The following is a 26482-nucleotide window of genomic DNA, read 5'->3' on the forward strand; positions in this document are numbered from 1 at the left end:
GAGCGGTCGTCGCGTACCACGGAGCGTTACGGCAATGAAAATAGTCTGCATCGGCGGCGGTCCCGCCGGCCTGTATTTCGGTCTGCTCATGAAGCTGCAGGACCCGGCCAACGAAGTCACCGTGATCGAGCGCAATCGACCGTACGACACCTTCGGTTGGGGCGTGGTGTTCTCGGACGCCACCATGCAGAACCTGCGTGAAGCCGACCCCGTTTCCGCCCAGACTATTGGCGATGCCTTCAACCACTGGGACGACATCGACATCAACTTCAAGGGCCGCAGCATCCGCAGCGGCGGCCATGGCTTTATCGGCATTGGCCGCAAGAAGCTGCTGAACATCCTGCAGGCGCGCTGCGAGGACGTGGGCGTGAAGCTGGTGTTCGAGCAGTTCATCCAGGACGACCAGGCCATCGCCCGCGAATACGACGCCGACCTGGTCATCGCCTCGGACGGCATCAACAGCCAGGTCCGCACCCGTTACGCCGACACCTTCCATCCGGACATCGACCAGCGCCGCTGCCGTTTCGTGTGGCTGGGCACGAAGAAGGTGTTCGATGCCTTCACCTTCGCCTTCGTCCAGACCGAGCACGGCTGGTTCCAGGCGCACGCCTACCGCTACGAAGACGGCATGTCCACGTTCATCGTGGAAACGCCCGAGGAAACCTGGCAGGCCGCCGGCATCGAGCAGATGAGCCAGGAAGAGGGCATCGCCTACTGCGAAAAGCTGTTCGCGCCCTGGCTCGACGGCAATCCCCTGATCAGCAACGCCACGCACCTGCGCGGCTCGGCCATCTGGATCCGTTTCCCGCGCGTCATCTGCAATACCTGGGTGCACTGGAACAAGCTGGAAACCGCCCGCGGCCAGCGCCGCGTGCCGGTGGTGTTGATGGGCGACGCCGCCCACACCGCCCACTTCTCGATCGGCTCCGGCACCAAGCTGGCGCTGGAAGACGCCATTGAACTGGCGCGCTGCCTGAGCGGCGCCGAAGGCAGCGTGGAAGCGGGCCTGAAGCACTACGAGGAAGTTCGCAGCGTCGAAGTGCTGAAGATTCAGAACGCCGCCCGCAACTCCACCGAATGGTTCGAGAACGTCGAGCGCTACGCCGACCTGGAACCCGAGCAGTTCGCCTATTCGCTTTTGACCCGCTCGCAGCGCATCTCGCACGAGAACCTGCGCCTGCGCGATCCGGCCTGGCTGGAAGGCTTCGAGCGCTGGATCGCGGAACGCGCCGGCGCTGCGGCTGCGCCCGGCCAGCGGCCCGCCATCCCCATGCTGACGCCGTACCAGGCGCGCGGCGTGCGGCTGAAGAACCGCATCCTGGTGTCGCCGATGGCCATGTACTCCTGCACCGATGGCGTGCCGGGCGATTTCCACCTGGTGCACCTGGGCGCGCGCGCCATGGGCGGCGCGGGCCTGGTCATGGTCGAGATGACCTGCGTGTCGCCGGACGGCCGCATCACCCCGGGCTGCCCGGGCCTCTGGAACGACGAGCAGCGCGACGCGTTCGCGCGCATCGTGGGTTTCGTGCACGGCAATAGCGACGCCCGCATCGGCGTGCAGCTGGGCCATGCCGGCCGCAAGGGTTCCACCCAGCTGGGCTGGCAGAAGATCGACCATCCGCTGGCCGAAGGCAACTGGCCGCTGATGTCGGCGTCCGCCCTGCCGTACATCGAGGGCGTGTCGCAGACGCCGCATGCCATGACGCGCGCCGACATGGACGACGTGCGCGACAACTTCGTCGCCGCGGCCCGCCGCGCCGGGCAGGCCGGCTTCGACTGGCTGGAGCTGCACTGCGCCCACGGCTACCTGCTGTCCAGCTTCATTTCGCCGCTGACCAACCATCGCGACGACGAGTACGGCGGCAGCCTGGAGAACCGCCTGCGCTACCCGCTGGAGGTGTTCCACGCCGTGCGCGCGGTCTGGCCCGAAGACAAGCCCATGTCGGTACGGATCTCCGCCAGCGACTGGGTGGAAGGCGGCATCACCGCCGACGACGCGGTGGAGATCGCGCGCCACTTCAAGGCTGCCGGCGCCGATATGATCGACTGCTCGTCCGGCCAGGTCAGCAAGGAAGAAAAGCCGGTCTACGGCCGCATGTTCCAGACCCCGTTCGCGGACCGCGTGCGCAACGAGGCCGGCATCCCGACCATCGCGGTGGGCGCCATCTTCGAGGCCGACCACGCCAACGGCATCATCGCCTCGGGCCGCGCCGACCTTTGCGCGCTGGCGCGTCCCCATTTGGCTGACGCCTCCTGGACGCTGCGCGAAGCGGCGCGGGTGGGCTACCGTGATGTTTCGTGGCCCAGCCAGTACTTCGCCGGCAAGCGCCAACTGGAAACCAACTTCGAACGCGCCGCCGCCATGGCGCAACTGGATATCAAATGAACGCAATCCCGCTCCCGCTGGCCGGACGCCACGCCCTGGTGACGGGCGGCGCCCGCGGCATCGGGCTGGCCTGCGCCCGGGCGCTATTGCAGCGCGGCGCCCGCGTCACGCTGCTGGGCCGCGATGGCGCGGCGCTGGACGCGGCGGCCGACAGCCTGGCCAGCCTGGGCCAGGTGCAGGCCGTCAGCGCCGACATCGCGGACGAGACCTCCGTGCGGGCGGCCTTTGCCCAGGCCGAGGCCGAGTTCGGCCCGGTGCTGGTGCTGGTGAATAACGCCGGCCAGGCCGTCAGCCAGCGCTTCGACCGCATGGACGCTGCCTTGTGGCAGTCCATGATCGCCGTCAACCTCACCGGCACCTACCACTGCATCCAGGCCGCCTTGCCCGGCATGCTGCAGGAAAAGTGGGGCCGCGTGATCAACGTGGCCAGCACCGCCGGCCTGATCGGCTACAGCTACGTCAGCGCCTACTGCGCGGCCAAGCACGGCGTGATCGGCCTGACGCGCTCGCTGGCGCTGGAAACCGCGCAGAAGGGCGTCACGGTCAACGCCGTGTGCCCAGGCTACACCGAGACCGACATCGTGCGCGGCGCGGTCACGAACATCGTCGAGAAGACCGGCATGACGCCGGACGCCGCCCGCGCCAAGCTGGCCGAGCGCAACCCCCAGGGCCGCCTGGTGCAGCCCGAGGAAGTGGCCGAGACGGTCGCCTGGCTGGCCTTGCCGGCCTCGGCCTCGGTCAACGGCCAGTCCATCGCCGTAGACGGCGGCGAAGTGATGACCGGCTGAAGCCGGCGCCCCATCCACCCCGAAATCCACGAACGGAGACACCATGAGCACCCAGCCCGAAGAGCACACCATGAAGCACCACAAGCGTCCGTTTGCCGGCTACCAGGCGAAGGCGTTCCTGTGGCAGGTGTCGGCCGACGGCAAGATCGGCACGGTGACGCTGAACCGTCCCGAGCGCAAGAATCCGCTGACGTTCGATTCCTACGCCGAACTGCGCGACCTGTTCCGCGCGCTGGTGTACGCCACCGACATCAAGGTCGTGGTGGTGACGGGCGCGGGCGGCAACTTCTGCTCCGGCGGCGACGTGCACGAGATCATCGGGCCGCTGACCAAGATGAGCATGCCCGAGCTGCTGGACTTCACCCGCATGACGGGCGATCTGGTCAAGGCCATGCGCGCCTGCCCGCAGCCCATCGTGGCGGCGGTGGACGGCATCTGCGCCGGCGCGGGCGCGATGGTGGCGCTGGCGTCCGACATGCGCCTGGGCACGCCCGCCGCGCGTACCGCCTTCCTGTTCACGCGAGTGGGCCTGGCCGGCGCCGACATGGGCGCTTGCACCCTGCTGCCGCGCATGATCGGCCAGGGCCGCGCCTCCGAACTGCTTTACACGGGCCGCGCCATGACGGCGGAAGAGGGCGCCAGCTGGGGCTTCTTCAATGCCCTGCATGAGCCGGCCGCGCTGGCCGACGCCGCCCAGACGCTGGCGGCGCAGCTGGCCGCGGGCCCGACCTTCGCCCACGGCGTCACCAAGAAGCTGCTGCACCAGGAATGGAACATGGGCGTGGACGAGGCCATCGAGGCCGAAGCCGAGGCCCAGGCCATCTGCATGCAGACGCGCGATTTCCGCCGCGCCTACGAGGCCTTCGTGGCCAAGCAAAAACCCGTTTTCCAAGGGGACTGAGCATGCGCGACGCAAGCTGGCTGGATTGGCCGTTTTTCGACGGTGCGCACCGCAAGCTGGCGCATGAGGTCGACGCCTGGTGCGAGGCGTCCCTGGGGGACGTGGATCACCATGACGCCGACGGCGCCTGCAAGAAACTGGTGCGGGCCATGGGCGAGGCCGGCTGGCTGCGCTACGCGGTCGCGGGCGGCCCTGGCGGCGCCTGGGGCGGCGCGCTGCCGGAAGTGGATTCCCGCGCCGTCTGCATCCTGCGCGAAACCCTGGCGCGCCACGAAGGGCTGGCCGATTTCGCCTTCGCCATGCAGGGCCTGGGCAGCGGCGCGATTTCGCTGATGGGCTCGGACGAACTGCGCCAGCGCTACTTGCCGCGCGTCGCGCGCGGCGAAGCCATTGCCGCCTTCGCGCTGTCCGAACCCGATGCCGGATCGGACGTGGCTGCGCTGGCCTGCGAGGCCACGCTGGACGGCGACCATTATGTGCTGAACGGCGCCAAGACCTGGATTTCCAACGGCGGCATCGCGGACTTCTATTGCGTGTTCGCACGCACCGGCGAAGCCCCGGGCGCGCGCGGCATCAGCGCCTTCGTGGTGGACGCCGACACGCCGGGGTTCGAGGTCAGCGAACGCATCGAGCTGATCGCGCCGCACCCGCTGGCCACCATCACCTTCGACAACTGCCGCATTCCGGTGTCGCACCGCCTGGGCGACGCGGGCCAGGGCTTCAAGCTGGCCATGATGACGCTGGACATCTTCCGCGCCTCGGTGGCGGCGGCGGCATTGGGCTTTGCGCGCCGGGCGCTGGACGAAGGCCTGGCGCGTTCCAAGTCGCGCCGCATGTTCGGCCAGACCCTGGCCGACCTGCAGCTGACGCAGGCCGCGCTGGGCGACATGGCAACTTCCATCGACGCGTCGGCGCTGCTGACGTATCGCGCCGCCTGGATGCGCGACGTGCTGAAGCAGCGCACCACGCGCGAGGCGGCCATGGCCAAGATGACGGCCACGGAATCGGCGCAGACCGTGATCGACCGCGCGCTGCAGATGTTTGGCGGCGCGGGCGTGGTGTCGGGAATGCCGGTGGAAAAGCTTTACAGGGAAATACGAGCGCTGCGGATTTACGAAGGCGCGACAGAAGTGCAGAAGTTGATCATTGCCCGTGAACTGCTGAAGGCGTAAGGAAGCCACCGAGCTCCGTCGTCCCGGCACAGCAAAAACACCGCACCAGCCAAGGGGAATTTCATGGAAGCATCCGCCCACATCGACACTTTCGCCCGGGACAATCTGCCCCCGGGCGAACAATGGCCAGAGTTCCTGCTCGACGGCCCCGACGTGGCCTATCCGAAACGCTTCAATTGCGCGGTCGAGCTGGTGGACGCCATGGTCGAGTGTGGCCACGGCGAGCGCGTCGCCCTGCGCTGGAGCCAGGACGGCAAGCCGGCCACGATGACCTATCGCGAGCTGGCCGCGCTGAGCAACCGCATCGCGCGCGTGCTGAGCGAGGACATGGGGCTGGTGCCCGGCAACCGCCTGCTGCTGCGCGGGCCGAACAACCCCATGATGGCGGCGTCCTGGCTGGCCGCGATCAAGGCGGGGCTGGTGACCGTGCCGACCATGCCGCTGCTGCGCGCCAAGGAGCTCAAGCAGATCATCGACAAGGCGCAGATCCAGGCCGTGCTGTGCGACATACGCTTGAAGGACGAGGTGGAGTTCTGCGCGCAGGCCACGCACGAGCATCACTGCCCCGGCCTGACGAAGATCATGTATTTCAACGACACGGCGCCTGCCGCGCTGGACGCGCTGGCCGCGGCCAAGCCGGACGACTACAAGGCCTGCGACACGGCGGCCGACGACGTCTGCCTGATCGCCTTCACCAGCGGCACCACCGGCGCGCCCAAGGGCTGCATGCACTTCCACCGCGACGTGCTGGCGATGTGCGACCTGTTCCCCAAGCACGTCATCAAGCCGGGGCCGGACGACATTTTCTGCGGCACGCCGCCGCTGGCCTTCACCTTCGGCCTGGGCGGACTGCTGTGCTTCCCGCTGCGCGTGGGCGCCAGCACGGTGCTGGCCGAGAAGCTGTCGCCGGAAAGCCTGCTGCAGCTGATCCAGGATTTCCGCGCCACCATCGTGTTCACCGCGCCCACCTTCTATCGCCAGATGGCGGCGCTGGTAGACAAGTTCGACCTGTCGTCGCTGAAGAAGAGCGTGTCGGCGGGCGAGGCCCTGCCGGACGCCACCCGCCAGCTCTGGAAGCAGGCCAGCGGCATCGAGATGATCGACGGCATTGGCGGCACGGAAATGATCCACGTGTTCGTGTCCAGCCCGCCGGAATCGGTCCGGGCCGGGGCCATCGGCCGGGTGGTGCCGGGTTATGTGGCGCAGATCGTCGATGACGACATGAATCCCGTGCCCAACGGCACCGTGGGCCGGCTGGCGATCAAGGGCCCCACCGGCTGCCGCTATCTGGCCGACGAGCGCCAGCTGCGTTTCGTGCAGAAGGGTTGGAACCTGCCGGGAGATACCTTCCTGCAGGACGACGACGGCTACCTCTTCTATCAGGCGCGCAATGACGACATGATCGTTTCGGCGGGCTACAACATCGCCGGACCCGAGGTCGAGGACGCGCTGCTGCGCCACGAGGCCGTGGCGGAGTGCGGCGTGGTAGGCGCGGCGGACGACGAGCGCGGCCAGGTGGTCAAGGCTTTCGTGGTGCTCAAGCCGGGCTATCAGGCCGGCAGCGAACTGGTGGCGACGCTGCAGCAGTTCGTGAAGGCGAATATCGCGCCCTACAAGTATCCCCGCGCCATCGAGTTTGTCGACGCGCTGCCGCGCACCGAAACCGGCAAGCTGCAGCGCTTTGCGCTGCGCAAGATGGCCTGAACCGGCAACAAGGAATTTCCATGGCAGCCCCTTTCATCAGCCAGGTCGAAGTCCGCTTCCGTCATTGCGACCCGGCGGGCATCGTGTTCTACCCGCGCTATTTCGAGATGATCAATGACTTTGTCGAGGAGTGGTTCGACAAGGGCATGGGCCTGCCGTTTCATGCGCTGCACGTGGAACGGCACATCGGCACGCCGATGGCGTCGGTGCAGTGCGATTTCAGCGCGCCCAGCCGCTGGCACGAACGTTTGCGCCAGGTGCTGGAAGTGCAGCGCATCGGCGGCGCGTCGTTCAAGGCGCTGGTGCGTTTCGAGGGGCCGGATGGCCAGTTGCGTTTGTCGGCGACGCTGACGATCGTGACGGTGGATTTGCGGACCATGAAGTCCACACCGCTGCCTGCGGATCTGCGGGAACGCATGCAGGCTTATCTGGTTCCCGCGGCGTAAGCGGCGGGGATCGTTTGCTTTACTCAAATATAGGATGACGTTATGAAGATTCTGCAACCGCCGGATTGGATGGCGCCCCGGGGCTATTCGAATGGCGTGCTCACCGAAATGCAGGTGGGCAGCAAGCTCGTGTTTGTGGGCGGACAGGTGGGGTGGAATGGCCAGCAGCAGTTCGAGTCGGACGATCTGGCTGACCAGGTGCGCCAGACGCTGGCGAACATCGTCGCGATTCTGGCCGAGGGTGGCGCCAAGCCTGAGCATATCGTCCGGATGACGTGGTACGTGACGGACAAGAACGAGTATGTGGCGGCTTATCCGGCCATCGGCAAGCACTACCGCGAGTTCATCGGGCGGCATTTTCCGGCGATGACGGCGGTGGAAGTGGCGGATCTGGTCGAGGACCGCGCCAAGGTGGAGATTGAGGTTACCGCCGTGGTGCCGGCGCAGTAATCGCGGGTTGCTCCTGAGCGCCGACGGCCAGTCGTGTTCTGGCCGTCGGCGTTTTTTTGGCTGCCCGGGATGCCCCGGGCGCATTCCTACTTGGCCGCCACGGTCTCGGGCGGCACGGGATTTTCCCAGCCGCCGCCGATGGCGCGGATCAGGCCCACGGCGGAGCGGGCCTGTTCGCCGCTGAGCTGCACGGCGACGCGCTGCTGCAGCAGCACGCTGCGGTCGGCTTCGATCACGTCGAGATAACTGATCGAGCCTTCGCGGTATTGCGTGTGCGAGAGCTTGGCGGCGCGGGCGGCGGCGTCGACGGCAGCGTCCTGAGCCTTGGTCTGGTCGGCCAGGATGCGCAGGTTGGCTAGATTGTCTTCCACCTCACGGAACGCGTTCAGCACGGTCTGGCGGTAGACGGCCACGTCTTCCTCGTAGACGGCGCGGGCGCGGTCCAGGCCGGCCTGGCGGCGGCCGCCGTCGAAGATGGGCATGGACAGGGCGGCGCCGACCAGGGGACCCAGCAGGAAGGTGCGGCTGGACCACTGGAACAGGTTGCCGAGTTCCGAGGACTCGTAGCCGAAGGCGCCGGTGATGTCCAGGCGCGGGAAGAAGGCGGACTTGGCCGCGCCGACGCGGGCGTTGGCGGCGGCCATGGCGCGTTCGGCGGCGGCGATGTCGGGGCGGCGTTCCAGCAAGGTGGACGGCAGGCCGGCCGGGATCGATAGTGCGACCTTCTGGATCGGCTGCGCGGGCATGGCGAAATCCGCCGGGGCGCGGCCCAGCAGCACGGCCAGGGCGTGTTCGGACGCGGCGCGGCGGCGGTCGATGCCCAGGGCCTCGGACTGCGCGCTGGCGAGCTCGGCCTTGGCGCGGGCCAGGTCGAGCTCGCTGATGTCGCCGGCGTCGTAGCGGCGCTGGATCAGTTGCAGGGTGTCGGTGCGCAGCTTGACCGTCTGGCGGTAGAGCTGCGATTCGGCGTCCTGTTCGCGCACCAGGAAGTAGGTGGTGGCGACGTCGGCCTGCAAGGCCAGCAGCACCGAGCGGTACAGCGCCTCGCTCTGTTGCGCATCGGCGCTGGCGGCGTCGTAGGTGGAGGCCACGCGGCCGAACAGGTCCGCTTCGTAGGACACCGCGCCCTGCACGCGCCAGGTGGTGACGGCGTTGGTCGGGGTGCCGTCGGGCAGGCCCTGCGACACGGCCGAGGGGCGCTGGCGGTTGGGGCCGAAGGCGGCGTCCAGGTTGGGGAAGAAACCGGCGCGGGCCTCGCGTTGCAACGCGCGCGACTGGGTCAGGCGGGCGGCGGCGGCCTGCAGGTTCTGGTTGGCCTTCTGGGCTTCTTCCTGCAACTGGTTCAGGCCTTCGTCGCCGAAGACCTTCCACCAGGCGCCGCGCAGCGCGTCCTCGGACGGCTCGGCGGTTTTCCAGGTGCCGGCTTCAGAAGCGGGCAGGGCGGCTTCCTTGAAGGCCGCGGGCACCGCGGCCGAGGGCCGTTCGTAGGTGGGGCCCGCCGCGCAGCCGGCCAGCACGAGCAGGACGGCAAGCAGGGCGGAACCGCGGGTCAGTCTTTTGATCATGATGACTATTCTCTTGTGGGCGCCTTCCGCCGCCGGGGGCGGAAGGCGCTGGCTATGCTTCTTCTGGTCTGCCGGCTCAGGCGTGGGGCTGCGGGGCGGGCGGCGCGTTCGGGTCCAGGTGCGGCACGCACACCGGAGCCTCGTGCGGCGCGGCGGAGTGCAGCTTTTTGCCGCCCAGCGTGCGCAGCAGCACGTAGAACACCGGCGTCAGGAACAGGCCGAACAGGGTCACGCCCAGCATGCCGAAGAACACGGCGATACCCATGGCCTGGCGCATCTCGGAGCCCGCGCCCGAGGACAGCACCAGCGGCACCACGCCCATGATGAACGCGATGGACGTCATCAGGATGGGGCGCAGGCGCAGGCGGCTGGCTTCGATGGCGGCTTCGAGCGCGCTGCGGCCGTTCATTTCCAGTTCGCGGGCGAATTCCACGATCAGGATCGCGTTCTTCGCCGACAGGCCCACCAGCACCATCAGGCCGATCTGCGTGAAGATGTTGTTGTCGTTGCCGGTCAGGTAGACGCCCGTCAGCGCGGCCAGGATGCTCATCGGCACGATCAGGATCACGGCCAGCGGCAGGGTCAGGCTTTCGTACAGCGCGGCCAGCACCAGGAACACCAGCAGCACGCTGATCGGGAACACCCACAGGCCGGCGTTGCCCGCCAGGATCTGCTGGTAGGTCAGGTCGGTCCATTCCATCTTCATGCCGCGCGGCAGGGTCTCGGCGGCCACGCGTTCGGCCGCGGCCTGGGCCTGGTCGGACGAATAGCCGGGCGCCGGACCGCCGTTGATGTCGGCGGCGGTGTAGCCGTTGTAGCGAACGACCATTTCCGGACCATAGGTCTGCTTGACGGTGACCAGCGAGGACAACGGCACCATTTCGCCGGCGGCGTTGCGGGTCTTCAGTTGCAGGATGTCGTCGGAGTGCGCGCGGAACGGCGCGTCAGCCTGCGCCCGCACCTGGAAGACGCGGCCGAAACGGTTGAAGTCGTTGACGTACATCGAGCCCAGGTAGATCTGCATGGTGTCGAACACTTCCGTCACCGGCACGCCCAGCTGCTTGGCCTTGACGCGGTCCAGGTCCACGTCCAGCTGCGGCACGTTGATCTCGTAGCTGGAGAAGGCGGGGCCCAGTTCCGGCGTCTGGCGCGCCTTTTCCAGGAAGGCTTGCTTGGCCTTGTCCAGTTCGGCGTAGCCGGCGGCGCTGCGGTCCTCGATCTGGAACTTGAAGCCGCCCAGCGTGCCCAGGCCCATCACGGGCGGGGGCGGGAACACGGCGACGAACGAGTCCTGGATGGCCGAGAACTTCTGGTTGAGCGAGCCTGCGATGGCGTTGCCCGACAGCGCGGCGCCCTTGCGCTCTTCGAACGGCTTCAACATGACGAACACGATGCCGGCGCTGGAGCTGTTGGTGAAGCCGTTGATCGACAGGCCGGGGAAGGCGATGGTGCTTTGCACGCCCGGTTCCTTCAGGGCGATGTCGCTCATGTGGCGGATCACCGCGTCGGTGCGGTCCAGCGAGGCGCCGTTGGGCAGCTGCGTGAAAGCGATCAGGTACTGCTTGTCCTGCGCGGGCACGAAGCCGCCGGGCACCAGGTAGGAGACGCCGAGGGTGGCGGCCACCAGCACCGCGTACACGCCCATGGCGCCGGCCTTGCGGCGGATCACGCGGGTCACGCCCGTGCCGTAGGACTCGGACGCGCGGCCGAACATATTGTTGAACCAGTTGAAGAAGCGGCCGAAGACGCGGTTCATGCCACGGGTCAGCCAGTCGGGCTTGTCGTGGTGGCTCTTGAGCAGGATGGCCGACAGCGCGGGCGACAGGGTCAGCGAGTTGAAGGCCGAGATCACCGTCGAGATGGCGATGGTCATGGCGAACTGCTTGTAGAACTGGCCGGTCAGGCCCGTCATGAAGGCCAGCGGCACGAACACCGCGCACAGCGTCAGCGCGATGGCGATGATGGGGCCGCTGACTTCACGCATGGCGCGATAGGTCGCGTCGCGCGGACTCAGGCCCGCCGCGATGTTGCGTTCCACGTTTTCCACCACCACGATGGCATCGTCCACCACGATGCCGATGGCCAGCACCATGCCGAACAGCGACAGCGCGTTGATGGAGTAGCCGAACATCAGCAGCAGGGCGAAGGTGCCCACGATGGACACGGGCACCGCCAGCAGCGGGATGATGGAGGCGCGCCAGGTCTGCAGGAACAGGATCACCACCAGCACCACCAGGGCGATGGCTTCCAGCAGCGTGGTCACCACGGCCTTGATGCTGGCGCGCACGAACTGGGTGGGGTCGTATTCGATGCGGTATTCCACGCCCGGCGGGAAATCCTGCGACAGCTCGGCCATCGCGGCGCGCACCTGGCTGGACACGTCCAGCGCGTTGGCGCCCGGCGACTGCATGATGCCCATGCCCACCGCCTGCTTGTTGTCCAGCAGCGAGCGCAGGCCGTATTCCTGCGCGTCCAGCTCCACGCGGGCCACATCCGACAGGTGCGTCACGGCGCCGTCGGGCGAGGTCTTCAGGATGATGTCGCGGAACTCCTCTTCGCTTTGCAGGCGGCCGCGCGCGTTCACGTTCAGCTGCAGCGGCACGTCGCCCAGGGTCGGGGACGCGCCGATCACGCCGGCGGCGACCTGCACGTTCTGTTCGCGGATGGCGGCGACCACTTCGCTGGCGGTCAGACCGCGCTGGGCGACCTTCTGCGGGTCCAGCCAGACGCGCATGGAGTAGTTGCCCGAGCCCCACACGGTCACTTCGCCCACGCCCGTGATGCGGGCCAGGCGGTCCTTCACGTTCAGGATGGCGTAGTTGCGCAGGTAGGTGATGTCGTAGCGGTCGTTGGGCGAGATCAGGTGCACCACCAGCGTCAGCGTGGGCGAGCTCTTGGCAGTGGTCACGCCCAGGCGCTGCACGTCCGGCGGCAGGCGCGGCAGCGCCTGCGACACGCGGTTCTGCACCAGCTGCTGGGCCTTGTCCGGGTCCACGCCCAGCTTGAAGTTCACCGTCAGGGTCAGGTTGCCGTCGCTATTGGCCTGCGACTGCATGTACAGCATGTCCTCGACGCCGTTGATGGATTCCTCCAGCGGCGAGGCCACGGTTTCGGCGATGACCTTGGGGTTGGCGCCCGGATACTGCGCGCGCACCACGACCGAGGGCGGCACCACTTCCGGATATTCGGAGATGGGCAGCTGGAACATGGCCAGCAGGCCGCCCAGCAGCACCAGGACCGACAGCACGCCGGCGAAGATCGGCCGGTCAATGAAGAATTTCGAGATATTCATGGACGTTCTCGTTAGACGCGCCGGCTCAGTTCAGATTGGCCGAGGCGGTCTTGACCGGGTTGCGTTGGGCCGCAACCATGGGGACCACGGTGGGGGTCACGGCGTCGCCGGGACGGATGCGCTGCAGGCCGTTGACGACGATGCGCTCGCCGGCGGCAAGGCCGGAATCGACCACTCGCAGGCCTTCCTGGTTGGCGCCCAGCTTGACCTGGCGGTAGACGGCATGGTTCTTGTCGTCCAGCACCAGCACGTAGCGCTTGTCCTGGTCGGTGCCGATGGCTTTTTCATCGATCAGCACGGCCTGGCGCGGCTCGCTGCCGCCCAGGCGGACGCGGGCGTACAGGCCGGGCAGCAGCAGGCCGTCGCTGTTGTCGAACTCGGCGCGAACGCGGATCGTGCCGGACGTGGCGTCCAGCCGGTTGTCCACGGATTGCACGACGCCGGTGCGCGAATAGCCTTCCTCGTTGGCCAGGCCCAGCTCGACCGGCACCGCGCCGTTGCGGCCGTTGCGCGCCGGGTTCACGTAGCGCAGGAAGGTTTGTTCGTCCACGTCGAACGAGGCGTACATCTTGGACACCGACACCAGGGTGGTCAGCGGCACGGACGCGGCGCCAGCGGCCACCACGTTGCCCACGGTGACTTCGGCGCGCGACACGCGGCCGGCCACGGGGGCTTCGATGCGGGTGTAGCCGAGGTTCAGGCGGGCATAGTCCAGCGCGGCCTGCGCGCCCTGCAGGTTGGCGGCGGCCTCGCGCGCGGCGTTCTGCTTTTCCTCGAAGTCACGGCGGGCGATGGCGTTGTCGGTCAGGAGGCGCTGGCCGCGGGCCAGTTCGCTGGCGGTGTACGAAGCGCGGGCCTTGGCGGCGGTCAGGGCGGCGGCGGCGCGGTCCACCTCGGCCGCGTAGGGGCGCGGGTCGATGGTGAAGAGCACGTCGCCCTTCTTGACGATGCTGCCGTCCTGGAAGTGCACGGCGGTCAGGGTGCCCGACACCAGGGGGCGGATGTTGACGCGGTCGATGGCTTCCAGGCGACCCGAGTAGCGCTGCCAGTCCACGATGGTCTTGTTCAGGACCTCGGCCACCTCGACGGACGGGGCGGAGGGAGCGGTTTGCGCCTGGGCGGCGTTGGCGCCGGCCGGGGCGCGGAACAGGGCGTAGCCGCCGCCGGCGGCGATGACGGCTGCGAATACGGCGAGAACAGCAATGCGATTGCGCGAAACCATGGTGTTTCCTTGAGAGATGATGGGGCGAAAGCGCGCTTGCCTTGGGGGGCCTGGGGGCGGGAGGCGGCTGCGGCGGCGGGGGGCAGGCCTGTCCTGGGGATCCGGCGGGAATGCTGCGATGCAACATGCAGCGGGGCTGCGCATCCCAGGCAAGGGCGCCTTGGCGGGGCGGGTCCTTGCGGGTACCGGAATCAGAGGATAGGCATGCCCTTTGATGACGCCTGGCGGCAAGGGCACTTCAAGATGGTTTGCATTCTGAGTGCTTTACGGGGTCGGATAAACCCTTATGTTTCGGCAACACTAGTCGTCAGAATCGACTAATCGATGTGGAAATCGGGTTATGCTCCGTCCACACCGACTTATTCCCAAAAGGACACCGTCGCCATGGACCGTTTTCAGGCTATGCAGGTGTTTGTGCGCGTCGTGGACGCCAATAGCTTCACCCGGGCGGCCGACAGCCTCTCGCTTCCGCGCACCACCGTCACCACCATCATCCAGAATCTCGAACGCCTGCTGGGCGTGCGTTTGCTCAACCGCACCACGCGCCGCATCGGGCTGACTCCGGACGGCGCGGGCTATTACCAGCACTGCGTGCGCATCCTGGCGGACGTCGAGGAAACCGAGGCCTGCTTCCAGGAAGCGGCGCTGCGCCTGAAGGGCCGGCTGCGCATCGACGTGCCGACCTGCATCGGGCGGCTGATCCTGATTCCTTCATTGTGTGATTTCCACGACAAGTACCCCGACGTGGAGCTGGTGCTGGGCCTGGGCGACCGCCCGGTGGACATGGTGCAGGAAGCCGTGGACTGCGTGATCCGCGCCGGCGACCTGGAGGATTCCAGCCTGGTCGCGCGCCGCATCGGCACCCTGCAGAGCGTGACCTGCGCCTCGCCCACCTATGTGGCGCGCCACGGCCTGCCGCAGACCCTGGACGCGCTGCGCGACCACCACGCCGTGCACTATTTTTCCAGCCGCACCGGGCGCAACTGCGCCTGGGATTTCAAGGTGGACGGCAAGCACCAGGAAGTGGAAATGAAGGGCACGGTGTCGGTGAACGAGGCCGGCGCCTACCTGGATTGCGGGCTGAAGGGCTTCGGCCTGATCCAGACGCCCCGCTACATGGCGCTGCCGCACCTGCAATCGGGCGAACTGATCGAAGTGCTGCCGCAGTGGAAGCCCAGCCCCACCGCGATCTCGGTGCTGTATCCGCAAAGCCGGCAGCTGTCGCCCAAGGTGCGCGCCTTTGCCGACTGGACCGCTGAATTGTTCGCCAGCTGCCCGTTGCTCAGCGGCCGCGACGAGACCGATCCGGCCGCCGCCAGTTGCGGCGTCTACGCGCGCCAGGTCAGCCAGGCCGGCACGCTGGCATCCACCGCGCCCAGGCCGGCGCTGGAGGAATACATGCCGCCGCGCCGCCGCAGCGCGCGTGAAGAGGCCGCGGAGTACGCGCTATAAGTATCCGGCGTGGAGGGCGGGCGCGCCCTCCACCCAGGGGAACACGGGAAACCCCGTAGTAAATACAGGCCTTGCGTCCCTCGAATTAAACGAAACGTCTGTATAGTCCGACAGTCAAAGCCTACAACAAACTTACTGTCGGTCCGCTCCATGCAGCCTGTACTACCCGCTTACCTGATCGCCCGTTGGCTGTTGTTGCTCGTGCTGTTGGCGGGGGTGTACTTCCTTAGCGGTTTCCTGGTCCCCGCGCTTGCCGCGCTCATCATCGGCCTGGCCAGTTGGCCCCTTTACCAGCGCCTGGTCGCCCGTTGCGGCGGCCGCACCGCGCTGGCCGCCTCGCTGGCGCTGCTGGTGGTGATCGTCGTGCTGATCGTGCCGATGTCGTTCGCGCTGTCCTACGCCATCAAGGAAGCCAGCACCTTCTTCGCCTGGGCCATCGCGGCCAACCGCCATGGCGTGGACGTGCCCAACTGGATCACCTCCATGCCCGTGGTGGGCGAACGCCTGGGCCAGTACTGGGAAGCCTATATCGGCCAGCCCCACGCGCTGGGCGCGCTGGTCGAGGCCGTCAGCGGCGAGCACCTGGGCAACATCTACCGCATGGTCCTGGCGGCCACCGGCAACGTGTTCCAGCTGCTGCTGACGGTGCTGTTCATGCTGATCACGCTGTTCTTCGTCTACAAGGACGGCATCCGCATGGTGGCCCAGCTGGACGTGCTGGGCGAACGCATCCTGCCCGCGCGCTGGCAGCGCTTCTCGCGCGTGGTGCCGGCCACCATCAATTCCACCGTCACCGGCATGGGCCTGATCGCCCTGGGCGAAGGCGTGGTGCTGGGCATTGCCTACTGGGTGGCCGGCGTGCCGTCGCCCGTGCTGCTGGGCGTGGTCACCGGCTTCATGGCGCTGATACCCGGCGGCGCGCCGCTGTCGTTCACCTTGGTGTCGCTGTATCTGGTGGGCTCGGGCCATCTGGTGGCGGGCATTGCCCTGATGGTCTGGGGCAGCGTGGAACTCTTCATCGTCGACAAGACCCTGCGCCCGCGGCTGGTGGGCGGGCCGGTCAAGCTGCCTTTCCTGCCGACCTTCTTCGGCCTGGTGGGCGGCGTGAAAACCATGGGCATCGTCGGGCTGTTCGTCGGTCCGGTGCTGATGGCCCTGCTGGTGGCGGTGTGGCGCGAATGGGTGCACCATGAAGTGCAGGAGCGCGACGCCGCCCGCATCAATCCTCCTGCGAGTCCTCCCGCGAATCCTCCCGCGACCTGAATGCCATGTTATTGCCTGATGATCAGATAGCCGTCCTGCGCGAGCAGGGCTTCGTGGTGGCGCGCCAGTTCGCCAGCCCGGAACAGGTGGCGGCGCTGCGCGCCGTGGCCGAACGCCATTTGCGCGACCACGTCGCGCCCATCGAATACGAAGCCGACCTGCGCTATCCCGGCGCGCCCGAGTCGCGCGCCGCCGAGGGCGGACTGACCGTGCGGCGCCTGCTCGGCGCCTACGGCCGCGATCCCTTGTTCGCGCAATGGGCCGCCGATGCGCGCATCGGCCAGTGGCTGGGACGCTACTTCGGCGAGACGCCGGTGCTGTCCACCGTGCACCACAACTGCGTGATGACCAAGCACCCCGCCTATGGCAGCCTGACGGGCTGGCACCAGGACATCCGCTACTGGTCGTTTTCCGATACGGACCTGGTGTCCACCTGGCTGGCGCTGGGCCCGGAAACCCGCGCCAACGGCGGCCTGTCCTTCATCCCGGGTTCGCACGCCGCCGCCTTCGCGCCGGAACAGTTCGACCAGCAGAAGTTCTTCCGCGACGACGCGCCCCAGAACGCCGAATGGATCGCCCGCGCGGTCTGTCCGGAACTGCAGGCGGGCGACGTGGTGTTCTTCCATTGCCGCACCCTGCACGCGGCACAGGGCAATGCCAGCGACCGCGTAAAGCTGTCGCTGGTGCACACCTACCATCCGCAGTCCTGTCATCCGCTGCCGGGCACGCGTTCGGCCAGCCAGCCGGGCGTGCCTTTGCCTACTAGGGCAGCCTGACGTAATGGGCAGGCGCCGCGTTCAGCGGCGCCGCCCTGTCCATCCTGGGCCGCATCCGCGGCGCCATTTTCCCGCCCGCCATTGCGCCGGGCGCGGCCACTCATGAATTGATCCCTGCCTGGGGCCGGACTCGCGCCCGGACGGGGAACGACCCTCTTTTTTTCTTCCGCATTGCGCGTCAAGGCGGGCCTGATCGCGCGCGTCTTTCGCAGGGGCTGGCGAGACTGTATTCACAAAATGGGCCTAGTCCTATGTCTTGCGCGCATCGGAGCGGACTAGCCCGATGGGCGGCCAAAGCGGCGAAATCTACGATGCAGTTGTTGAGTACGCGAACTGAAAAAGGCCAGTCCCCAACAGCCCTGCATCTGGAGTGTACGCAGCAAGGAACTGCCCGAAACGGCGATTTCTCCTCACCTCAAAACCCCAACTCAAAAGACTCATCATGAAAAAGACTCTCCTGACCGCCGCCCTGGCCATCGCCGGCCTGGCCTCCTTCGCCAGCGCCCACGCCGCTGACGGCACCATCGAATTCACCGGCAACATCACCGCCAACACCTGCTCCATCAACGGCGGCAACGGCGGCGAAAACTTCACCGTGGCGCTGCCCACCGTGTCGACCAAGGCGCTGGAAACCGCGGGCTCCACCGCCGGCCGCACGCCGTTCAAGATCGCGCTGAACGGTTGCACCACCGACCAGCCGGTTTCGGTGCACTTCGAAGGCGGCCCCACCGTTTCGCAGGAAACGGGTCGTCTGACCGTTGACGCAGGCGGCGCCACCAAGGTCGAACTCGGCCTGCTGAACGACTCGTTCGGCGAAATCAAGGCCGGCGCGGCCATCGGCCAGCAGAACTCGCAGACGGTGAACCTGGCCAACGGCAAGGCTGACCTGGACTACTTCGTCGAATACCACTCGCTGGGCGGCGCCACCGCTGGCGCAGCCAACTCGCGCGTGCAGTACTCGATCTCCTACCAGTAATGCGCCGCCTCGGCGGCCGCTTCCCGGGGCCGCCGAGGCAGGTGTTTCCCTGCAAGCCGTCTCACCCCGCTCCCCGAGACGGCTTGGAAGGAAACCGACCATACACGCAGCATCCACCACCAAGGGCTACATCATGAAAAATCTACGCCGCACCCTGATGGCCACCGCAGCGCTCGCAGCGGGCTGTTTCGCACTCCAGGCGCAGGCCAGCGTCGTGATCGCCAGCACGCGCGTGATCTATCCGGCGCAAGAGCGCGAGGTCACCATCAAGCTGAGCAACGACGGCCGCACGCCCGCGTTGGTCCAGTCCTGGCTGGATGACGGCAACATCACGGATGCGCCGGAAAAGCTGAAGGTTCCCTTCATGCTGACGCCCGCCATCTTCCGCGTGGACCCCGGCAAGGGGCAGACGCTGCGCCTGATCCATACCAAGGAAGCGATGGCGCAGGACAAGGAAAGCCTGTACTGGCTCAACGTGCTGGAAGTCCCGCCCAAGGCCCAGGCCGGCGAAGACGCCAACCGCCTGCAGATCGCTTTCCGCACGCGCATCAAGGTGATGTACCGCCCGCAAGGCCTGCCGGGCCTGGCTGAAGAGGCGCCGGCGCAGCTGCGTTGGGAGGTGGCTCCCGCCGCGGCGGGCAAGGGCTACGCGCTGAAGGCCAGCAATCCCACGCCCTACGTCGTGAATCTGGGCAAGGTGAGCCTGCAGTCGGGCGGCCAGTCCTTCGACGCCGGCGCCGGCTACGTCAAGCCGGGCGAGTCCGCGCTCTTCCCCATCGCGGGGATGACGTCCGCGCCTGCCGCCGGCGCCCAGGTCAAGTTCAACAGCATCAACGACTGGGGCGCCAATGTCGAAGGTTCGCTGCCTTTGACGGCGGGGCCCGCTCCCGCCGCGCGCTAAGTCGGCCTGCCGCGCAAGCGCGCGGCGCCACCTTCCAGAAAACCTCTTTGCGATGGATGCCGGCAACGGCATCCCGGGGAGGGGTTTGCCCAGCGTTTTCACCGACACCACTCTTTCAACGCCGCCATCATGAAGCAAATCCTTTCAAAGCTCCTGCATACGCGAGATTGCGCCAGCCTGCGCTTGACGCCCTTGTGCGCGGCACTGCTGGTGGCCCTGGCAGCGCATGACCAGGAGGCGCGCGCCGCCGACACCGCCGCATCCGGGAACATGGTGGCCTCGGTGGAGTTCGAGGACGCCTTTCTGATGGGGGGGGCGGGCCAGCGTACCGACTTGTCGCGTTTTGCCAAAGGAAATGCGGCGGCGCCCGGCAACTATTCGGTGGACCTGTTCATCAACCAGGGCTATGTCGGCCGTGTGGATGTGCCGTTTGCGCCGGTCGCCGGCGAGGCGGCGGCGCAGCCCGTGTTCGACCGCCAGCTGCTGCAACGCATCGGTGTCGACCTGGGCAAGCTGTCCGCCGAGGCGACCGACAAGCTGGCGCAAGGCGACAGCCTGCGTCTGGACGACATCGCCGCCGGCGCAGGCAGTGATTTCGACTTCGGCGACCAACGCCTGGACCTGAGCATTCCCCAGGCCTCCATGAGCCGTCACGCTCGCGGCTATGTCAGTCCGGAACTGTGGGACTCGGGCGTGAACGCGGCCATGCTGAATTACGACTTCAATCTGTACAACTACCGCAACAACGCCTTTGGCGGCACGCAGCGGCAGGGCTATCTGGGCCTGCGCGCGGGCGCCAACCTGGGCGACTGGCGCCTGCGCCACAATGGCTCCTACTCTTTCGATTCCCAGGGCCGCCGCCAATATCAGAACGTCTCGACCTACGCGCAGCGCGAGATCGTGGCGCTGTCGTCCCAGTTGACCCTGGGCGAAGCCTACACAAGCGGCGAACTGTTCGACTCCACGCCCTTCAAGGGCGTGCGCCTGGCCAGCGACGACCGCATGCTGCCCGACTCGATGCGCGGCTACGCGCCGGTGGTGCGGGGCGTGGCCAATAGCAACGCGCGCGTCACCATCCGCCAGAACTCGGCCATCATCTACGAAACCACGGTGGCGCCTGGCGCCTTCGAAATTACCGATCTGTACGCCACCGGCTACGGCGGCGACCTGGACGTGTCGGTCCAGGAAGCCGATGGCAGCGTACGCACGTTCTCCGTGCCCTACGCGGCCGTGCCGATGTCGCTGCGTCCCGGGGTGAGCCGCTACAGCGTGGCGGGCGGCGCCGTGCGCAACAAGCAGCTGTCGAAAAGCCCGCATTTCGTGCAGGCCACCTACCAGCGCGGTCTGTCCAACCTGGTGACGGGCTATGCCGGCGCCACCGTGGCGCAGAACTACACCTCGGCACTGCTGGGCGGCACCCTCAATACGTCCTTCGGCGCCGTGGGCCTGGACGCGACCCAGTCGCGCCTGTCGATGAATGGCGCCACGCATACCGGCACCAGCATGCGCGCCAGCTACGCCAAGAGCCTGCCCGCCACGGGCACCAACGTCTCCATCGCGGCGTACCGCTATTCCACTGGGGGCTTCTACGGCCTGAACGAAGCCATGAATTCGCTATACGGCTACGGCCAGTACCGTTATTCCGGCGGCATGGTGCGCGAGCGCAACCGCGCTTCGCTCGTCATCAGCCAGCAACTGGGCGGAGAGCGCGGCAGCATCAACCTTACCGGCTCGGCCGTGGACCATTGGAACCGCGACGGCCGCGACGTGAACTACAGCATTGCCTACGCCAACACCTACAAGAGCATGGGCTACAACCTGACCGTCCAGCGTCAGCGCGACAGCCGCCAGCAGATGGGCACCGCGGTGTATGCGACCTTCAGCATTCCGCTGGGCAAGAGCAGCCCGCTCAGTCTGTCGACCAATGCTGGACGCGATTCCAACGGGCGCATGCAGCTGCAAAGCACGCTGTCCGGCTCCACGGGCGAGGATCATCAGCTGTCATACAGTCTCAGCGCCGACCACGCTTCCGGCGGCTCGGGCGGCAGCATGAACGGCGGCAGCGCCAGCATGCTTTACCGCGCGCCGGTCGCCGATTTCATGGGCAGCGCGGGTGTGGGGACGGGTTATTCGCAAAGCTCGGTCGGCATGCGCGGGGCGGTCGTCGTGCATCCGGGTGGTCTCACGCTGTCCCAGCCGCTGTCGGAAACCTTCGGCATCGTCGAAGCGCCTGATGCGGAAGGCGCGCGCCTGCCCAACGCCTCCGGCGTGCGCGTCAACAGCCGCGGCTACGCCGTCGTGCCGCATCTGACGCCGTATCGCATGAACACGGTGGATATCGATCCCAAGGGCCTGTCCACCGACGTCGAGCTGCAGGTCACCAGCCAACAGGTGGCACCGCGCGCAGGCGCGGTCGCGATGCTGCGGTACGCCACGGTTTCGGGCCGGTCAGCGATGTTGCAGGTCCTGCGGGCCGACGGCAAGCCGCTGCCCTTCGGTGCCAGCGTGCAGGACGAGCACGGCGTCGAGGTCGGGCTGGTCGGGCAGGCCAGCCGTATCCTGGCCCGCGGTCTGCTGGACATGGGCCAATTGACTGTCAGATGGGGCGAGCAGCCTGACGACAGTTGCCGCATGAACTATGAGCTGCCAGTCATGGAAAAAGACACGCGTTCCGACGGCTATTGGCAGGTCGAAACCCGCTGCAATTAGCAGTTCCTCTCTATATCTATCGTCGATCGGAATCGCAAAATGAACACGTTTCGAAAGCTACTCTTACTTGGCGCCACGCTACTGGCGTTGGTCTTTTCCTCCAACGCCGCCGCTGATACTAGTTGTTTCAGGACCTGGCAAATGGGGTTGGTCCTTCCCGCCGAACTTGAGCTCGATCCCAACGCGGCTAACGGTGAGGTGCTGTGGTCAAGCACATTTGTCCCTCCGGTACTTAAAGTAGGCCTGTGCTCCTCGAGCGGCGAAAGCACCCTGACTTTCCGCGCCGCTCAGGAGTCGGGTCAGCCGGAGGGTGTCTACTCTTCTGGAATCCCGGGAGTAGGCGCACGCTTCAAAGCGAAATTTAGGAATTGTCCTCAGGGTTACTGGCCGGTAGTTTGCATAACCACCCTTAAGGAGGACCCAGGGCCGATCGAACTCTACATCGAACTGATCAAGATTGGGCCGTTTCGCCCAACGGTAGTTTCGTGCTGCGGGCCGCCGGTGGCTCTCTTGGACCTTCCCTACCCGGAAGCTGCTTACGTGGCTTTCACCTATGCGGGGAGAGTCTCCGTAATAATGAAGAGGCAGCCGACTTGCTCATTTCCATCGAACAGCAGTATTCAGGCTTCATTGGCCACTGTCTCCGCGGGCAGTTTTAGGGGTGTCGGTTCCACGTCACCTGAACGGCCCTTCAAGATTGATCTGACCTGCAAGGGTGGAGATGGCGTAACACCAATGGATGCGTACGTCACACTGACGGACGCCACCGATCCCGGCAACCGTTCCAACGCATTGACGCTGTCGCCGGAATCTGGCGCCAAAGGCGTCGGGGTCGAAGTCTTGAGCGGGACCACGGTGCTGGGATATGGCGCGGATTCGAATGAGCTTGGTAACCCGGGTCAGTGGAAGGCAGGCACCGTATCTCCCGGGACCAGCGTCTTTTCCATACCTTTGACGGCACGCTACGTGCAGACGGAATCGGTCGTGACGCCAGGAACCGCCAACGCCCGCGCCACCTTCACGATGAGCTATCAGTAGCGGCCTGGCCTGCTGGCGCGCGGCGGCCCAGCCGCCACAGCAGCGCCGCCGCGGCCAGGATCGCCGCGACGTTGAAGTGCATTGCGCTTGCGAACGCTTGCGCATGGCGTTCGGCGGCGCTTGCGTCGGCGTAGGCTTCCAACGTTCCGCTGAACAGCATGCCCGCCGCCGACACGCCCAGCGCCGCGCCCACCTGCTGCAAGGTGGACACCACGCCCGCCGCCATGCCGGCCTGCCGGTCCTCGACGAAGCCCAGTGCCAGGTTCACCAGCGGCGTATTGACCGCGCCCTGGGCCGCGCCCAGCCATACCAGCGCGGGTAGCAGCGACCACGGCGCGAGGCTGGCGCCAGCCGCGCCGACCTGCAGCATCAAGGTCGCGGTCGCCCCGCCGTACAACAAGGCAGCCAGCGCGATGGCGCGCGTGCCGAAGCGCGCCACCAGCCGCGGCGCCGCCATCGACCCGGCCACGAAGCCCACGCTGGCGGGCGCGAAGATCAGGCCCGCCGTCAGCGCGTCCAAGCCGAAGCCCGTCTGCACCAGCAGCGCATAGCAGAGGAACATGGCGCTGGCGGTGGAGAACACCAGCAACACCAGCAGGCAGCCCGCCGCGAAGCGCGGCTGCGTCAGCAAGGCCATGTCGACCAGGGGCGCGCCGCCGCGGGCCGCGATGCGGCGCTGCATGCGCGCGAACCACGCCAGCGCGACGACCGCGGCCGCGCCGCAAGCCAGGGTCCACGCGGGCCAGTGCCGCGAGGGGCCTTCGATCAGCGCCAGCAGCAGCAGGGTCAGGCCCGCTCCCGCCAGCGCCGCGCCGGGCCAATCCATGCGCGCGCCCGTAGGCTCGCGCGATTCCGGGATATGGCGGGCCAGGCGCCACGCCAGCAGGCCCACGGGAATGTTAAGCAGGAAGATGCTGCGCCATGCCAGTCCGAACAGGTCCGCGTGCACGATCCAGCCGCCCAGCACTTGCCCCGCGATGGCCGCCAGCCCCAGCGTCATGCCCAGCAGGCCGAAGGCGCGCTGTCGTTCATGGCCTTGGTAGCTGACGCGGATCAGCGCATACACCTGCGGAAACAGCATGGCCGCCGCAGCGCCTTGCAGCACGCGCGCGGCGATCAAGGCGTCGGCCGTGGGCGCGACACCGCACAGCGCCGAGGCCAGCGCGAACGCCGCCATGCCCAGCATGAACAGGCGCCGCCGGCCATGGCGGTCGCCGAGCCGGCTGCCCGCGATCAGCAGCACGCCATAGGCCAGCTCGTAGGCGGCGATGATGAAGCTGATCTGCGCGAAGCTGGCGGACAGGGTGGATCGCATGCTGGGGATGGCGACGTTCACCACGAACAGGTCGAAGATCGTGATGAAGCCGCCCGACAGCAGCACGGCCAGGCCCAGGCGGCCCAGGACGGGTTGCCGCTGCGCGGCGTGCAAATCAGGACAGGGGAGTGTGGAGGAAGACATGGAAAGCGCCATCGGAGTCTGAATGGGCGCTATTCTGGAGAGGCTTTTAGCCTTATACAATTTAGCTGCTTATGCTATTACTGGGTGCAATAGACTCATGACCGCGACCGTAGCCCCGAAGCGCCTGGAGCGCACCCGCGCCGATCTGTCCGAGTTCCTGCGGCTGCGGCGCGAACGGCTCAGTCCCGCCGAACTGGGGCTGCCCGCCGGCGGTCGCCGGCGCACGCCGGGCTTGCGCCGCGAAGAGGTCGCCGCGCTGGCCGGCGTGGGCCTGGCCTGGTACACCTGGTTCGAACAGGGCCGCAACATCAGCGTGTCGGCGGACTTTCTGGAAAACCTGGCGCGCGTGCTGAAGCTGGACGCGGCCGAACGCCGCCACCTGTACCTGCTGGCGCACCAGCGCCCGCCGTCGGAACCGGGCCGCACTTGGTGCACGGTGCCCGCGCAGGTGCGCCGCCTGATGGACGACCTGCCCGCGCGCCCCGCCTACGTGCTCAATCTGCGTTGGGATGTGGTGGTGTGGAATGCGGCCGCGGACCGCGTGTTCAATTTTTCCGCGCAGGCGCCGGGGCGCAGAAACCTGCTGTGGATGCTGTTCGCGGACCCGGCGATGCGCGAACTGTTCGTGGACTGGCCGGCGCAAGCGCCCGCCATGCTGTCCACGTTCCGGCGCGACTTCGCCAGCGCCGGCCGGGCGCCGGACGTCGGGGAACTGGTGGACGAGCTGGAGCGCGTGTCGCCGGACTTCAAGACCTGGTGGCGCGAACACGATGTGCACGGCTCCTGCATGGGCCTGCGCAGCCTGAGCTTGCCGGCCCTGGGCGAGCTGGCGTTCGAGCACTCCACGCTATCGGTGGACGAGAGCCGGCATTTGCGGCTGGTGGTCTACGCACCCGCGCCGGATGAACCGAAGACGAAGGATTTCGAACGCTGGCTGCGAGCCGCGGCGACGCGGCGCGCCAAGGCCGCGCGTGGCACCAGCGAATAAGCGCGCCGTGGGTCTACGGAGCTGCCGCGCGCGGCTCCTATAGTCGGGTCTTCCCCGCATTCCTGCGTCCTGGCGGACGCATTCTTCGCTCATGTCCACCGCCACGCTTTCCCGCCGCCACGCCTTGCTGCTGTTGGGCGTGGTGGTGCTGGCCTGGGGCTTCACCTGGATCGTCAACAAGCTGCTGCTGCATTACATGACGCCCATCTGGGCGGCCGCCGCGCGCAGCATCGCCGGCACGTGGGCGCTGCTGGCGCTGGGGCTGGCGTTGCGCCGCGTGGCGCGGCCGGTCAAGGCCGACATCCCCGTGATCCTCAGCGTCGGACTGCTGCACATGGGCGCCTTCGCCGCGCTGGTCAGCCTGGGCATGCTGTACGTGCCGGCGGGCCGCTCGGCGGTGCTGGCCTACACCACGCCGCTGTGGGTGATCCCTGGCGCCTGGCTCTTTCTGGGTGAATCCGTGGGCCGCGCGCGGCAAGCCGGATTGGCCCTGGGCCTCCTGGGCCTGGTCGTCATCTTCAATCCGCTGGACTTCGACTGGAGCAATCGCGACGCGCTGGTCGGCAATGGCCTGATCCTGCTGGCGGCGCTGTGCTGGGCGGCCAACATCGTCTACGTGCGGGCGCACCGCTGGGTGACGCCGCCGTTCGAACTGGCGCTGTGGCAGGCCTTGCTGGCCTCCATCGTGCTGTCCGCCGTGGCCTATGCGGCCGAAGGCGCGCCGCGGGTGACGTGGAGCGCGGAGCTGTCGTGGCTGCTGGGCTATGCGGGCGTCTTCGGCATCGCGGTGGCGCATTGGGCCGCCGTGAACGTGAACCGCTCGCTGCCCGCCGGGGTGACGTCCATCGGCCTGCTGGGCGTGCCCGTGTTCGGCCTGCTGTGCGCGGCCGTGGCCCTGCGCGAGCCGGTCAGCGTCTCGCTGCTGGCGGGCATGGCGCTGATCGTGGGCGGCATCGCGGCCGGGGTGATCGAACGCCGCGCTTGACTGCCGGAC

Annotated in this window: 20 protein-coding genes; 16 read left to right on the forward strand and 4 right to left on the reverse strand. The window is 67.3% G+C overall.

The annotated features are described in order from the left end of the window. The first annotated feature begins 34 nt into the window (after positions 1 to 34). From HWY37_RS01645 to HWY37_RS01675, 7 genes are all read left to right on the forward strand, one after another. Positions 35 to 2386: a bifunctional salicylyl-CoA 5-hydroxylase/oxidoreductase gene (locus HWY37_RS01645; RefSeq protein ID WP_176087697.1), complete on the forward strand. Its 2352-nt coding sequence runs from the start codon at positions 35 to 37 to the stop codon at positions 2384 to 2386. Further along, positions 2383 to 3174, forward strand: coding sequence for an SDR family NAD(P)-dependent oxidoreductase (locus HWY37_RS01650; protein ID WP_176087698.1), 792 nt, complete (start codon positions 2383 to 2385; stop codon positions 3172 to 3174). Before HWY37_RS01645 ends, HWY37_RS01650 begins: the two co-directional genes overlap by 4 nt. 43 nt (positions 3175 to 3217) lie before the next feature. Further along, on the forward strand, positions 3218 to 4075 hold the full coding sequence (locus tag HWY37_RS01655) for an enoyl-CoA hydratase family protein (protein WP_176087699.1): 858 nt from the start codon (positions 3218 to 3220) through the stop codon (positions 4073 to 4075). 2 nt (positions 4076 to 4077) lie between these two features. Beyond that, positions 4078 to 5247 (forward strand): acyl-CoA dehydrogenase family protein, encoded by a 1170-nt coding sequence (locus tag HWY37_RS01660; RefSeq protein ID WP_176087700.1) that lies wholly within the window; start codon positions 4078 to 4080, stop codon positions 5245 to 5247. 63 nt (positions 5248 to 5310) lie between these two features. Then, positions 5311 to 6951: an AMP-binding protein gene (locus tag HWY37_RS01665; protein WP_176087701.1), complete on the forward strand. Its 1641-nt coding sequence runs from the start codon at positions 5311 to 5313 to the stop codon at positions 6949 to 6951. Between the two features lie 20 nt (positions 6952 to 6971). Further along, complete coding sequence (locus HWY37_RS01670) at positions 6972 to 7397, forward strand: acyl-CoA thioesterase (protein ID WP_175207537.1); 426 nt, start codon at positions 6972 to 6974, stop codon at positions 7395 to 7397. Between the two features lie 42 nt (positions 7398 to 7439). After that, entirely contained in the window at positions 7440 to 7847 is a 408-nt protein-coding gene (locus HWY37_RS01675) for a RidA family protein (RefSeq protein WP_175207538.1), read from the forward strand. An 86-nt stretch (positions 7848 to 7933) separates the two neighbouring features. Here the strand turns inward: HWY37_RS01675 and HWY37_RS01680 are convergent, their stop codons facing one another. From HWY37_RS01680 to HWY37_RS01690, 3 genes are all read right to left on the reverse strand, one after another. After that, positions 7934 to 9412: an efflux transporter outer membrane subunit gene (locus HWY37_RS01680; protein ID WP_176087702.1), complete on the reverse strand. Its 1479-nt coding sequence runs from the start codon at positions 9410 to 9412 to the stop codon at positions 7934 to 7936. Between the two features lie 76 nt (positions 9413 to 9488). Continuing rightward, positions 9489 to 12704: an efflux RND transporter permease subunit gene (locus HWY37_RS01685; protein ID WP_175207540.1), complete on the reverse strand. Its 3216-nt coding sequence runs from the start codon at positions 12702 to 12704 to the stop codon at positions 9489 to 9491. 25 nt (positions 12705 to 12729) lie between these two features. Continuing rightward, positions 12730 to 13926, reverse strand: coding sequence for an efflux RND transporter periplasmic adaptor subunit (locus tag HWY37_RS01690; RefSeq protein WP_176087703.1), 1197 nt, complete (start codon positions 13924 to 13926; stop codon positions 12730 to 12732). 384 nt (positions 13927 to 14310) lie between these two features. Here HWY37_RS01690 and HWY37_RS01695 point away from each other — a divergent pair, with 384 nt between their 5' ends. The 7 genes from HWY37_RS01695 (at position 14311) to HWY37_RS01725 (ending at position 23041) form a co-directional block, all read left to right on the forward strand. Further along, on the forward strand, positions 14311 to 15378 hold the full coding sequence (locus tag HWY37_RS01695) for a LysR family transcriptional regulator (RefSeq protein WP_176087704.1): 1068 nt from the start codon (positions 14311 to 14313) through the stop codon (positions 15376 to 15378). A gap of 150 nt (positions 15379 to 15528) precedes the next feature. Continuing rightward, entirely contained in the window at positions 15529 to 16641 is a 1113-nt protein-coding gene (locus HWY37_RS01700; protein ID WP_175207543.1) for an AI-2E family transporter, read from the forward strand. A 5-nt stretch (positions 16642 to 16646) separates the two neighbouring features. Further along, positions 16647 to 17417 carry a phytanoyl-CoA dioxygenase family protein gene (locus HWY37_RS01705; protein WP_420872158.1) on the forward strand — a complete coding sequence of 257 codons (771 nt, stop codon included), beginning with the start codon at positions 16647 to 16649 and terminating at the stop codon, positions 17415 to 17417. A 442-nt stretch (positions 17418 to 17859) separates the two neighbouring features. Continuing rightward, on the forward strand, positions 17860 to 18393 hold the full coding sequence (locus HWY37_RS01710) for a fimbrial protein (RefSeq protein WP_175207544.1): 534 nt from the start codon (positions 17860 to 17862) through the stop codon (positions 18391 to 18393). A 133-nt stretch (positions 18394 to 18526) separates the two neighbouring features. Continuing rightward, positions 18527 to 19294, forward strand: a complete 768-nt coding sequence (locus HWY37_RS01715; protein WP_175207545.1) for a fimbrial biogenesis chaperone — start codon at positions 18527 to 18529, stop codon at positions 19292 to 19294. 129 nt (positions 19295 to 19423) lie between these two features. Then, positions 19424 to 22003: a fimbria/pilus outer membrane usher protein gene (locus HWY37_RS01720; protein ID WP_176087705.1), complete on the forward strand. Its 2580-nt coding sequence runs from the start codon at positions 19424 to 19426 to the stop codon at positions 22001 to 22003. Positions 22004 to 22042: 39 nt separating this feature from the next. Continuing rightward, positions 22043 to 23041, forward strand: a complete 999-nt coding sequence (locus tag HWY37_RS01725) for a fimbrial protein (RefSeq protein ID WP_176087706.1) — start codon at positions 22043 to 22045, stop codon at positions 23039 to 23041. On the opposite strand, the gene HWY37_RS01730 is transcribed toward HWY37_RS01725, so the two are convergent. After that, entirely contained in the window at positions 23022 to 24500 is a 1479-nt protein-coding gene (locus HWY37_RS01730; protein WP_176087707.1) for an MFS transporter, read from the reverse strand. The two genes, HWY37_RS01725 and HWY37_RS01730, sit on opposite strands and share 20 nt — an antisense overlap. A 97-nt stretch (positions 24501 to 24597) precedes the next feature. Here HWY37_RS01730 and HWY37_RS01735 point away from each other — a divergent pair, with 97 nt between their 5' ends. Continuing rightward, on the forward strand, positions 24598 to 25488 hold the full coding sequence (locus HWY37_RS01735) for a helix-turn-helix transcriptional regulator (RefSeq protein ID WP_176087708.1): 891 nt from the start codon (positions 24598 to 24600) through the stop codon (positions 25486 to 25488). Between the two features lie 91 nt (positions 25489 to 25579). Further along, complete coding sequence (locus tag HWY37_RS01740) at positions 25580 to 26473, forward strand: DMT family transporter (protein WP_176087709.1); 894 nt, start codon at positions 25580 to 25582, stop codon at positions 26471 to 26473. Positions 26474 to 26482 lie beyond the last annotated feature (9 nt).

Origin of the sequence: Achromobacter anxifer (genome assembly GCF_903652925.1) — a bacterium.
GTDB lineage: Bacteria > Pseudomonadota > Gammaproteobacteria > Burkholderiales > Burkholderiaceae_B > Achromobacter > Achromobacter anxifer.

Bases quoted from the DNA above. Each gene is read 5' to 3' on its own strand.
- HWY37_RS01645 (WP_176087697.1), top strand. From the start codon at position 35: ATGAAAATAGTCTGCATCGGCGGCGGTCCCGCCGGCCTGTATTTCGGT.
- HWY37_RS01650 (WP_176087698.1), top strand. From the start codon at position 2,383: ATGAACGCAATCCCGCTCCCGCTGGCCGGACGCCACGCCCTGGTGACG.
- HWY37_RS01655 (WP_176087699.1), top strand. From the start codon at position 3,218: ATGAGCACCCAGCCCGAAGAGCACACCATGAAGCACCACAAGCGTCCG.
- HWY37_RS01660 (WP_176087700.1), top strand. From the start codon at position 4,078: ATGCGCGACGCAAGCTGGCTGGATTGGCCGTTTTTCGACGGTGCGCAC.
- HWY37_RS01665 (WP_176087701.1), top strand. From the start codon at position 5,311: ATGGAAGCATCCGCCCACATCGACACTTTCGCCCGGGACAATCTGCCC.
- HWY37_RS01670 (WP_175207537.1), top strand. From the start codon at position 6,972: ATGGCAGCCCCTTTCATCAGCCAGGTCGAAGTCCGCTTCCGTCATTGC.
- HWY37_RS01675 (WP_175207538.1), top strand. From the start codon at position 7,440: ATGAAGATTCTGCAACCGCCGGATTGGATGGCGCCCCGGGGCTATTCG.
- HWY37_RS01680 (WP_176087702.1), bottom strand. From the start codon at position 9,412: ATGATCAAAAGACTGACCCGCGGTTCCGCCCTGCTTGCCGTCCTGCTC.
- HWY37_RS01685 (WP_175207540.1), bottom strand. From the start codon at position 12,704: ATGAATATCTCGAAATTCTTCATTGACCGGCCGATCTTCGCCGGCGTG.
- HWY37_RS01690 (WP_176087703.1), bottom strand. From the start codon at position 13,926: ATGGTTTCGCGCAATCGCATTGCTGTTCTCGCCGTATTCGCAGCCGTC.
- HWY37_RS01695 (WP_176087704.1), top strand. From the start codon at position 14,311: ATGGACCGTTTTCAGGCTATGCAGGTGTTTGTGCGCGTCGTGGACGCC.
- HWY37_RS01700 (WP_175207543.1), top strand. From the start codon at position 15,529: ATGCAGCCTGTACTACCCGCTTACCTGATCGCCCGTTGGCTGTTGTTG.
- HWY37_RS01705 (WP_420872158.1), top strand. From the start codon at position 16,647: ATGTTATTGCCTGATGATCAGATAGCCGTCCTGCGCGAGCAGGGCTTC.
- HWY37_RS01710 (WP_175207544.1), top strand. From the start codon at position 17,860: ATGAAAAAGACTCTCCTGACCGCCGCCCTGGCCATCGCCGGCCTGGCC.
- HWY37_RS01715 (WP_175207545.1), top strand. From the start codon at position 18,527: ATGAAAAATCTACGCCGCACCCTGATGGCCACCGCAGCGCTCGCAGCG.
- HWY37_RS01720 (WP_176087705.1), top strand. From the start codon at position 19,424: ATGAAGCAAATCCTTTCAAAGCTCCTGCATACGCGAGATTGCGCCAGC.
- HWY37_RS01725 (WP_176087706.1), top strand. From the start codon at position 22,043: ATGAACACGTTTCGAAAGCTACTCTTACTTGGCGCCACGCTACTGGCG.
- HWY37_RS01730 (WP_176087707.1), bottom strand. From the start codon at position 24,500: ATGTCTTCCTCCACACTCCCCTGTCCTGATTTGCACGCCGCGCAGCGG.
- HWY37_RS01735 (WP_176087708.1), top strand. From the start codon at position 24,598: ATGACCGCGACCGTAGCCCCGAAGCGCCTGGAGCGCACCCGCGCCGAT.
- HWY37_RS01740 (WP_176087709.1), top strand. From the start codon at position 25,580: ATGTCCACCGCCACGCTTTCCCGCCGCCACGCCTTGCTGCTGTTGGGC.